Source organism: Anaerotalea alkaliphila (genome assembly GCF_010179735.1).
GTDB lineage: Bacteria > Bacillota > Clostridia > Lachnospirales > Vallitaleaceae > Anaerotalea > Anaerotalea alkaliphila.
The window spans coordinates 1-9583 of sequence record NZ_JAAEEH010000059.1 but is presented as its reverse complement, the minus strand read 5'-3'; the positions used below and the strand labels follow the sequence as shown (position 1 = coordinate 9583).

General features: G+C 62.9%; 10 protein-coding genes. 3 read left to right on the top strand and 7 right to left on the bottom strand.

The window, feature by feature from the left end; all coding sequences use genetic code 11:
• The 3 genes from GXN74_RS13625 to GXN74_RS13615 all read left to right on the top strand — a co-directional run.
• Nucleotides 1-187: glucuronate isomerase (locus GXN74_RS13625; RefSeq protein WP_162371491.1), on the top strand; the 187-nt coding region annotated here is incomplete at its 5' end.
• A 96-nt stretch (nucleotides 188-283) separates the two neighbouring features.
• A complete protein-coding gene (locus GXN74_RS13620) occupies nucleotides 284-883 on the top strand; it encodes a TetR/AcrR family transcriptional regulator (RefSeq protein ID WP_162371490.1) in 600 nt (199 codons plus the stop codon).
• Between the two features lie 84 nt (nucleotides 884-967).
• The gene (locus GXN74_RS13615; RefSeq protein WP_162371489.1) at nucleotides 968-2263 is read left to right on the top strand and encodes an alpha-amylase family glycosyl hydrolase; all 1296 of its coding nucleotides are present in this window, start codon (nucleotides 968-970) and stop codon (nucleotides 2261-2263) included.
• 101 nt (nucleotides 2264-2364) lie between these two features.
• Here GXN74_RS13615 and GXN74_RS13610 read toward each other — a convergent pair whose 3' ends face one another.
• The 7 genes from GXN74_RS13610 to GXN74_RS13580 form a co-directional block, all read right to left on the bottom strand.
• Complete coding sequence (locus GXN74_RS13610; protein WP_162371488.1) at nucleotides 2365-3003, bottom strand: 50S ribosomal protein L25; 639 nt, start codon at nucleotides 3001-3003, stop codon at nucleotides 2365-2367.
• 126 nt (nucleotides 3004-3129) lie between these two features.
• Complete coding sequence (locus tag GXN74_RS13605; protein ID WP_162371487.1) at nucleotides 3130-3708, bottom strand: flavin reductase family protein; 579 nt, start codon at nucleotides 3706-3708, stop codon at nucleotides 3130-3132.
• A complete protein-coding gene (gene hydE / locus GXN74_RS13600; protein ID WP_212505823.1) occupies nucleotides 3705-4754 on the bottom strand; it encodes a [FeFe] hydrogenase H-cluster radical SAM maturase HydE in 1050 nt (349 codons plus the stop codon). The genes GXN74_RS13605 and hydE overlap by 4 nt, the downstream gene beginning before the upstream one ends.
• A gap of 109 nt (nucleotides 4755-4863) precedes the next feature.
• On the bottom strand, nucleotides 4864-6240 hold the full coding sequence (hydG, locus tag GXN74_RS13595) for a [FeFe] hydrogenase H-cluster radical SAM maturase HydG (RefSeq protein WP_162371486.1): 1377 nt from the start codon (nucleotides 6238-6240) through the stop codon (nucleotides 4864-4866).
• Between the two features lie 47 nt (nucleotides 6241-6287).
• The gene (locus GXN74_RS13590; protein ID WP_162371485.1) at nucleotides 6288-6557 is read right to left on the bottom strand and encodes a TM1266 family iron-only hydrogenase system putative regulator; all 270 of its coding nucleotides are present in this window, start codon (nucleotides 6555-6557) and stop codon (nucleotides 6288-6290) included.
• Nucleotides 6550-7809, bottom strand: coding sequence for a [FeFe] hydrogenase H-cluster maturation GTPase HydF (gene hydF / locus GXN74_RS13585; RefSeq protein WP_162371484.1), 1260 nt, complete (start codon nucleotides 7807-7809; stop codon nucleotides 6550-6552). Before hydF ends, GXN74_RS13590 begins: the two co-directional genes overlap by 8 nt.
• Complete coding sequence (locus GXN74_RS13580; RefSeq protein ID WP_484476979.1) at nucleotides 7806-9212, bottom strand: aspartate ammonia-lyase; 1407 nt, start codon at nucleotides 9210-9212, stop codon at nucleotides 7806-7808. Before GXN74_RS13580 ends, hydF begins: the two co-directional genes overlap by 4 nt.
• Nucleotides 9213-9583: the final 371 nt, after the last annotated feature.

Here is a 9583-nt window from a genome sequence, read left to right as displayed (position 1 = left end):
CATGCTGACGGACTCCAGAAGCTTCCTTTCCTACACCCGGCACGAATACTTCCGGAGGATCCTCTGCAACCTCATCGGGGAATGGGTGGAGAATGGCGAGTACCCGGGGGACATGGAATTCCTGGGGTGCGTGGTGCGGGACATCTGCTACAACAATGCGGTGGAATACTTCGGCATCGACCTGTAGAACCGGCGAAATACGAGGCCATCGCGCCGGCGTTCGACTTGAACAGGATTGCAACTGCTTCTTGACATCCTATACCGATTGGTATATAATCCTCCCATGAGCCGTCAAACCAACAGCAAGAACAGCATACTGGAATCCGCGCTGCAGCTTTTCTCCGAACGGGGCTACGATGCGGTCGGGGTGGCGGAGATTGTCCGGGCGGCAGGGATCACCAAGCCCACGCTGTACCATTTCTTCCAAAGCAAGGAGGGTGTGTTCAAGGCAATCCTGGAGGAAGGGTACGGCCGTCTGCACCGGGTGCTCCGCCAAGCGGCCGCGTACGTCCCCCATCCCGCAACCTACGAAGAGGACGTGCAGCCCGTCCTGCTGGCAACCGTCCGCGCCTATTTCCGGTTTGCGGAGGAAAATCCGTCGTTCTACCGGATGGCCCTGTCCCTGTTCCTGGCTCCCCAGACGGAGAGCACAGGCAGGCTTGCCCAGCCCTACGAGGCGGAACAGTACGGGATCATGAAGGGCCTGTTCGAGGACATCGCCGCCTTCCACACCAACCTGCGGGGGAAGGAGGCCAGCCTGGCCATCAGCCTGATGGCGCTGGCAAACGCCCGGATCGCCCTGTGGTACCGGGGGCAGGGCTCCCTGGACGGGGAGGCCGCAAGGAACATGGTCCATCAGTTCATGCACGGGATCTTCTCGTGACAAAGGGCGAAAGCCCTTTTTTTCCACCGCCAATATACCTAACGGTATGTATAATAAAATGCGCGATATGCGAAGGAGGCCAACATGTGGGCTAAGGAAAGTCTGTTTTATCAAATCCATCCCCTGGGATTCTGCGGGGCACCCGGGGAAAATGACGGGAACACCGTGGGGAGGATCCGCAAGGTGCTGGATTGGATTCCCCATTGGAAGGGGCTGGGGGTGGACGCCCTGTATTTTTCTCCGGTCTTCGAGTCGGATCGGCACGGCTATGACACCCGGGACTATTTCCGGGTGGATTGCCGGCTGGGCACCCGCCAGGATTTAGCCGAGGTGTGCGGCGCCTTGCAGGGGAGCGGAATCCGGGTCGTTCTGGATGGGGTGTTCAACCATGTGGGCAGGGGGTTCTGGGCATTCCAGGATGTCCTTCGGCACGGGGAGGGGTCCGCCTGGAAGGACTGGTTCTTTCTGGATTTCAGCGGGGACAACCGCTTTGGGGACGGCTTCAGGTACGAGGCTTGGGAGGGCCACGAGGAACTGGTGCGGCTCAATCCGGGCAACCCAGCCGTGGTGGAGCACCTCTTCGCCGCAGTCCGCATGTGGGTGGAGGAGTTCGGCATCGACGGGCTGCGGCTGGACGTGGCCTACTGCATGGACCGGGAGTTCCTGCGGCGGCTGTCCTCCTTTTGCCGGGGGCTGAAGGAGGACTTCTTCCTGGTGGGGGAGATGATCCATGGGGACTACAGGGAGATCCTGGACGGCGGAGGGCTGGACAGCTGCACCAACTACGAGTGCTGCAAGGGCCTCCATTCCAGCCTCAACGACCTGAATTTCTTCGAGATTGCCCACAGCCTGGAGCGGCAGGCGGGCATCTACCCGGCAACGGAGCTCCTGACCTTCGGGGACAACCATGACGTCACCCGGGTGGCCAGCATCCTGAAGAAAAGGGAACATCTGCCCCTGCTGTACGGCCTGCTGTTCGGGATGCCGGGGATCCCCTGCCTGTATTACGGCAGCGAGTGGGGAGTGGAGGGGGTACGGGAGGAAGGCTCCGACGCCGCCCTGCGTCCGGCCTTCGACCGTCCGGAATGGAACGGTCTGACGGACCTGCTCCGGCTGCTGGCCCGGATCCGGAGGGAGCAAAAGGCCCTCCGGCACGGGGACTACGGGAGGGTGCATCTGAGCAACGGCCAGTTCGTCCTGTCCAGGCGCTGGGAAGGGGAGACGGTGCTGGTGGCCCTGAACGGGGAGGACAGGGAAGTCTTCGTGCCCCTTCCGGGGCATGGGGGGGCGGGCACCGACCTCCTGACCGGAGCGGCGGGGATTCTGGAGGGAGGGGTCCGGCTGGGACCTTACGGGATGGCCTATTGGAAGTTGGGATGATGCGCATTTGGGGACTGTCCCCAAATGCGCATCCCTTCCCAACGCATCAAAAAAGGAGCCGCAAATCCGGGGATTTGCGGCTCCTTGCATGGAGCGCCGTCCTATTCTGCGGTTTTCTCTTCGGTCTTCGAGGAGGGAGGGGCAAACAAGGGGGCTTCCTCCCCTTCCTTGGGCTCTTCCTTGTAGACCGATTTGGCCACCAAGGTGAAGAGGGCCGTCTCCGGGTCCGACAGGACCTTGATGTTGGGATCCTGCATGATGGGCAGGTCCGCCACCTTCAGCGTGTCCCCGAAGGTCAGCTTGGAGACGTCCACGTCGATGCTGTCCATCATGTACTGGGGCGTCGTCTCGATCTCCAGCTCGTGGAGGAGCTCCTGGGCGATGGAGTCCGGCGAGAGCTGCTCCTTGCCCGTGAAGTTGAGGTGGACCGCCAGCTTCACGTTCTCGCCCGCGGTCAGGGCCTGCAGGTCCATGTGGAGAAGGCTGTTGCCGAAGACGTTCCGTTGGACGTCCTTCAGCAGGGCCATGACTTCCTTGCCCTCCAGCTGCACGAACACCTTTGCGCCCACATTGTGGCTTTGGACGAATTTTTCCGCTTCGGACTTGTCCAATACGATCGGTTGGACTTCCATGTGCCCTCCATAGAGGATGCCGGGCACCTGTCCGCTTGCCCGCATTTGTTTGGATTTTCCGGTTCCGACGAGTGTCCTGTTCTTTGCATTCAATGTTGCCTTAGCCATATGATGCCTCCCATTGTTTTCAGAATTTACTGCATGTTGGCGAGGTTTCTTCCACCATTATACATCAAATCGCCGAAAATTGCAAAAAACAGGGAATGGATGATGCGGAAGAACCGTCCCCCCGCATCATTTCTTCCTTTTCTTCTTCTTCTCCACGCTCCAACCGAACTTGCCCAGGGATTTCCCCAGGGGATGGTATTGGCCATGGCTGTAGCAGATGGGGTCCGCCTTGTCCAGATGGAACTTCCCGTTCCCGTCCAGGAAACGGTCGTCCACGTGGACCGCCAGGACTTCCGCCAGGAACATGTGGTGGGAGCCCAGGGGGAGGACCTGGGTCACCCGGCACTCGATGTTCATCGGACTTTCAGCCACCAGGGGGGCCTTCACATGGGTGGCGGGAAGGGGGGTCAGGCCGGTGGCCTCCCACTTGTCCAGGTCCCTTCCCGACCGTACCCCGCAGAAGTCGGTGGCCCTTGCCATGTCCGCGGTGGTCAGGTTCAGCACGAACTCCCCCGTCCGCAAGACCAGGTCGAAGGAGTGGCGGCTGGGCTTGAGGGAGATGTAGGTCATGGGCGGGTCGCTGCAGGCCGTGCCCGTCCAGGCCACCGTCACCAGGTTCCATTCCGACGGGTCGGCTCCGCAGCTCACCAGGGCGGCGGGCACGGGGTAGACCATGTTCCCCGGCCTCCATTGGATCTTGCTCATCTTCGCACATCCCCCCGTTCCATGGACATGGTGTAGCCCGCGGCCTCGATTTTTGCCTCAAGCTCCGCCATCCGCTGGGGATGGAGGCCCTCCACGAAGCGCTTGTTCTCGTAGAGCTTGTACTTGAGGCCCCCCGCCCCCGGGGTGATGTTGGGCATCAGCACGTTGGCCCCCACATGGAAGCCGGTGGCCCGGACCTCGGGATCCAGGGAAACCAGGGCCGTGGTCAGGGGCAGCAGGACATGGGGGAGAAGGAGCCGGGTCACGGCCAGGAGCCGGAGGGTGGTCTTTACGCTCCCTGCAGGTTCCTGGGCGTAAGGGGTCCCCCCGGCGGGCAGGAAGGGGCCGATCCCCACCATGTCCGGTTGGAGGTCCTGGAGGAAGGCCAGGTCCTGGGCCAGGTCCTCGGTGGTCTGGCCCTTCACCCCTACCATGAAGCCCGCTCCGGTCTGGAAGCCCAGCCCCTTCAGCTCCCGCAGGTTACCGATCCGGTGCTCGTAGGACATGTCCGGATGGAGGCTGTCGTAAAGGGTCTTGGAGTAGGCCTCGTGGCGGAGGAGGTAGCGGTCCGCCCCCGCCTCCCTAAAGGCAAGGAAATCCTCCCGGCTCTTCTCCCCGATGGAGAGGGTCACCGCGGCTTCGGGGGCCCTCTCCTTGATTCCCCGGACGATGGAAACCACCCGCTCCCGGGTGTACCAGGGGTCCTCCCCGCTCTGGAGCACGAAGGTCCGGTAGCCGTAGTCGTAGGCGGCCCCGGCCTGGGCCAGGATCTCCTCCTCCGTGAGCCGGTAGCGCTCGATGTCCTGCTCCGCCCGGAGGCCGCAGTAGTTGCAGTTGGCGGTGCAATAGTTGCTGAACTCGATGAGGCCCCGGAGGTAGACGTCGGTCCCGTAGGTGGCCAGACGCGTCCGGTGGGCCGCCTGGTAGAGGGACTCCTCGATGTCCGGCCGGCTGTCCAAGCCCTCCAGGAAGAGGACGGCGTCCTCCGGGGAAAGGATTCGGGTGGAGACCAGGGTCTCCAGGATCTGTTCCATTTGATTGTCCATGTGTTTCCTTTCTGCGATGGCGTGGCGGGTTGGTACGGGGGGACGGTTCTTCTGTTCCATCCCGGACAGAATGGTACAGAAGAACCGTCCCCCCGTACCATTTGGCGTCCTAGAAGAACAGGTCCCGCTGGCCGGCTTTGATTTGGGCCAGGCGCTCCACGGTGTTCTCGCGCATCTTTTCATTGGGGATCCTGTCCACGTTCTCGGCGATGACCTTCTCGCCCAGGGCCTTCAGCCTGTCGTCCGCGTAGTCCTCCAGGTATTCCTGGAGGGTCATCATGGCGTTGGGATGGCAGAGGTTGTGGATGTTCCCGGACTTGGCCACCTGCATGAAGCGGTCCCCCGTCCGGCCCGCCCGGTAGCAGGCGGTGCAGTAGCTGGGCAGGAAGCCCTTTTCCAGGAGGGCATGGATGACCTCCCCGGTGGGGCGCTCGTCCGCGGTCTCGAACTGGCTGACCATGTTCTCCTCGCTGTAGCCGCCCACGTCGGTCTTGGAGCCGGAGCTGACCTGGGACACGCCCCGGTCGATGAGCCGCTCGCGCATGGCCACATCCTCCCGGGTGGAGAGGATGATGCCCGTGTAGGGAACCGCCAGCCGGATCACCGCCACCAGACGCTCGAACTCCTCGTCGGAAACGCTGTGGGGGAAGGTCTCGGCGGCCACATCCTCGGCCTTGCGGATCCGCGGGACGGAGATGGTGTGGGGGCCGACCCCGAAGACCTCCTCCAGGTGGTCCCGATGCATCATCAGGCCCATCACGTCGAACTTGTAGTCGTAGAGGCCGAAGAGGGCGCCGATGCCCACGTCGTCGATGCCCCCCTCCATGGCCCGGTCCATGGCCGTCAGATGGTAGAGGTAGTCGGACTTGGGTCCGGTGGGGTGGTAGGCCTTGTAGCTCTCCTCGTGGTAGGTCTCCTGGAAAAGGATGTAGGTCCCGATGCCCGCGTCCTTCAGCTTCCGGTAGTTCTCCACGGTGGTGGCGGCGATGTTCACGTTGATCCGGCGGATGCTGCCGTTGTTCTCGGATTTGGTCTTGTAGACCACGTCCATGGCGTGGAGGATGTAGTCGATGGGGCAGTTCTTGTCATCCTCCCCGGCCTCCAGGGCGATCCGCTTGTGGCCCATGTTCTCGATGATCCGGGCCTCCCGCTGGATTTCCTCGTCCGTCAGCAGCCGGCGGCTGAACTTGTTGCCGCACTTGTAGCCGCAGTAGGTGCAGCCGTTCACGCAATGGTTGGAGACGTAGAGGGGGGCGAACATGACCACCCGGTTCCCGTAGATGCTGTCCTTGATGTGCCTGGCGGTGGCGTAGACCTTCTCCCAGATTTCCCGGTCCTCGCACTGGAGCAGGGCGGCCACTTCCTCCAGGGAGAGGGTCTCCAGGTTGTGGGATTTTGCGATGATGGCTTCCAGCTGCCCTTTGGTGGCGGTTTTGCCCTGCTCCAGCAGCGCGTTGATCTTTTGGTCGTCGATGAATTTTTTCATGGGTTCCTCCTGGGTTCTCTTCATGATCTATGGGTTGAAGGGGATGGTTAAAGGGGATAGGTCTTCTTGGAAAGGGCGCTTTTCACGCTGACGCCGGGGAGGGTCCCCAGCTTGCCGGTGAGGCTCCCGATGTCGTCGGTGGTTCCGTCCACCACCAGGGAAATCACGTTCACGTCCCGGCCCCGGACCTGGGGGATGCCCATCCGTCCGGAGATGATGGAGGCGTGCTCGTGGAGGATCTCGTTCAGGCGCAGGGTGGAGCCGGGGTCCTCCAGGACGATGCCCACCACCCCGATGCGGTTCTGCTGCTCAGGCATGGACGGGACCTCCCTTCGCGCATTCCTCCTCGTAGACCATCTTGGCCAGGGGGAAGGGCTCCAGGGCCCGGTCCAGGATGCCGTGCATGTAGGCGATCAGGACCCCGTAGTTCACCATGGGCACTTCCTGCTCCCCGGCGATGTCGATCCTGTGGTGCATGGCCTTGGTGTTCAGCATGCAGCCTCCGCAGTGGACGATCAGGGAGAACTCCTGGAGGTTGGGGGGGAAGGAGGTGCCGGAGACGTGCTCGTACAGCAGCTCCTTCCCGGTGGCCTGGCGGATCCAGCGGGGGATTTTCACCGTGCCGATGTCGTCGCACTGCCGGTGGTGGGTGCAGCCTTCGGCGATGAGGACCTTGTCCCCGTCCCGAAGGTTGTGGAGCCGTCCCGCCCCCTTGGCCAGGCTGGGCAGGTCCCCCTTGTGCCGGGCGAAAAGGATGGAGAAGGAGGTCATGGGGACGTCCCTGGGGGTGTCCGCAGCCACCTTCAGGAAGGCCTGGGAGTCGGTGATGACCATCCGCGGTTTGCGGCCCAGCTTCTCCAAGGTCTCCCGCAGCTCGAACTCCTTGGTGACCACGGCGATGGCGTCGCTTTCCAGGATGTCCCGGATGGTCTGCTGCTGGGGCAGGATCAGCCGGCCCTTGGGGGCGGCCTTGTCGATGGGGGTCACCAGGACCACGAAGTCCCCCGGGCGCACCAGGTCCCCCACAATCCTGAACTTGTCCTCCTGCTCGGGGACGGAGCGGGCGATGGTCTCCTTCAGGGCCTCGATGCCCTCCCCGGTCCGGGCGGACACGGGATGGAAGGGGATGCCGAAGGCCGCCTCCGCCCGGGCCTTTTGGTCCGGATGGTCCGGAGCCTGGTCCACCTTGTTGAGGATGCCGATGACCGGAAGCTTCCGGCTCCGAAGGGTTTCCATCAGCTCCAGCTCGAATTCCCAGTCCGGGGATTCCCCGTCCAGGACCAGCAGGGCCACGTCGGTCTTGTGGAGGACCTCCAGGGTCTTCTCCTTCCGCAGGTTCCCCAGGGGGGAGAGGTCGTTCAGGCCGGCGGTGTCGATGAGGGTGACCGGACCCAGGGGCAGGAGCTCCATGGCCTTGTAGACCGGGTCGGTGGTGGTGCCGCTGATTTCGGAGACCAGGGCGATGGACTGGTTGGTGATGGCGTTCACCAGGCTGGACTTGCCGGCGTTGGTCTGGCCGAAGAATGCGATGTGCAGCCGGTTGGCCTTGGGGGTGCTGTTCAGGCTCATGGTTTCCTCCTCCCTGGAATTCCAGGTTTCGTGACTTCGTGGACGTTGCAGATGGCGGCCGCCTCGTCGGCGGTCAGGAGACCCTGGGAGACCGCCAGGGCCTCCAGGGAGACGTCCTGCTCCAGGGCCTCCTTGGCCAGCAGGCTGGCCCGGTCGTAGCCCAGGTGCCCGGACAGGGCGGTGGCCATGGCGTAGGAACGGTCCAGCAGCTTTCGGCAGCGGGCCTCGTCCGCCTCCAGGGGTTCGATGCAGTGCACCCTGAAGCGCTCCACACCCTGGGTCAGCAGCTCCAGGGACTCCAGGAGGCTGTGGATGATCAAGGGGCCGAAGGGGTTCAGCTCCAGGACGCCGGCCGAAGCCGCCTGGGTGATCTTCAGGTCGTTCCCCATGACCGTGTAGCCCACCTGGACAATCATCTCGCATTGGACGGGGTTCACCTTACCCGGCATGATGGAGGAACCGGCCTGGAGGGGCTTCAGGCGGATCTCCCCCAGGCCCCCCCGGGGACCGGAGGCCAGCAGCCGCAGGTCGTTGGCTACCTTCACCAGGTTCACCGCGCAGCTCTTCAGGAGGCCGGAGACCTCCACGAAGACGTCCATGTTCTGGGTGGTGTCCATCAGGTAGTCGCTCCTGGCCAGTCCCAGGCCGGTGACCTGCTGGAGGGTGTCGGTCATCCGGTAGATGTACTCCACCGGGGCGTTCAGGCCGGTGCCCACGGCGGTCCCCCCGATGTTCACCTCCCTAAGGCGCTCCTCCACCTTGTAGATCCGCCAGCGGTCCCGGCCGACGGCCCGGGCGTAGGCCCCGAACTCCTGGCCCAGGGTCACGGGGACCGCGTCCATGTACTGGGTCCTGCCCAGCTTCAGCACCCGGTCGAAGGCCGCCTCCTTGGCCTGGAGGCTCTCCTGGAGCCGGGCCAGGGCGTCCGCCAGGGAGCGGATCTGTTGGATGGCAGCGATCCGCATGGCGGTGGGATAGACGTCGTTGGTGCTCTGGGAGCAGTTCACATGGCGCAGGGGATGGACCAGGCCATAGTCCCCTTTTTCCCCGCCCAGGAGGTGGATGGCCAGGTTGGCCAGGACCTCGTTCACGTTCATGTTGGTGGAGGTGCCGGCTCCCCCCTGGAGGGGATGGAGGGGGAAGGCGTGGCGCCAGTCCTCCGTCAAAACTTTGTCACAAGCGTCGGAGACGGCCTTGGCAACCTCCGGCGGGAGGAGGCCCAGCTTCCCGTTTACCATGGCGGCGGCCTGTTTCACCAGGACCAGGGCCTTGACGAGGGCAGGGTGGACCCGGTCCCCCGTCAGGGAGGAGTGCTCCAGGGCCCGCTGGGTATGGATCCCATGCCAGGCCTCCCGGGGCACGGCCAGGGTCCCCAATGCGTCCGATTCGATTCGTTGTTCCATCATGTACCTCCACAGCATACCATATAAGTGAAAAACCCCTTGTATCCTGGGATACAAGGGGTTCGAAGGCGGCAAGAAACTGGCCCCAGGGCAAAAAGGGTCCCAGGGGAGTCCACAGCACGTCCGACGGCCACCTTGCTCTCAGAACGGATCCTTGAGCTTAGAAAACCAAGCGATGCAATTAGGTATACTTTAATATTTTTTTAACGAAATGTCAAGAAGGAAAACCGGAACCGTTTGACAGGTCTGATTCACATATGATAATGTCCTATTGTAACGCAAATGATTATGTCCCACTTCCGGTCATGGTGTACAATGAACCTCATGCGACAAAATACAATACATCGAGGTGGCCGCTATCAGAAAGGTAG

Coding starts and splice junctions, on each gene's coding strand:
- GXN74_RS13590 (WP_162371485.1), bottom strand. CDS start 6,557: ATGCCTGAGCAGCAGAACCGCATCGGGGTGGTGGGCATCGTCCTGGAG.
- hydE (WP_212505823.1), bottom strand. CDS start 4,754: ATGGACAATCAAATGGAACAGATCCTGGAGACCCTGGTCTCCACCCGA.
- GXN74_RS13580 (WP_484476979.1), bottom strand. CDS start 9,212: ATGGAACAACGAATCGAATCGGACGCATTGGGGACCCTGGCCGTGCCC.
- hydF (WP_162371484.1), bottom strand. CDS start 7,809: ATGAGCCTGAACAGCACCCCCAAGGCCAACCGGCTGCACATCGCATTC.
- GXN74_RS13620 (WP_162371490.1), top strand. CDS start 284: ATGAGCCGTCAAACCAACAGCAAGAACAGCATACTGGAATCCGCGCTG.
- hydG (WP_162371486.1), bottom strand. CDS start 6,240: ATGAAAAAATTCATCGACGACCAAAAGATCAACGCGCTGCTGGAGCAG.
- GXN74_RS13610 (WP_162371488.1), bottom strand. CDS start 3,003: ATGGCTAAGGCAACATTGAATGCAAAGAACAGGACACTCGTCGGAACC.
- GXN74_RS13605 (WP_162371487.1), bottom strand. CDS start 3,708: ATGAGCAAGATCCAATGGAGGCCGGGGAACATGGTCTACCCCGTGCCC.
- GXN74_RS13615 (WP_162371489.1), top strand. CDS start 968: ATGTGGGCTAAGGAAAGTCTGTTTTATCAAATCCATCCCCTGGGATTC.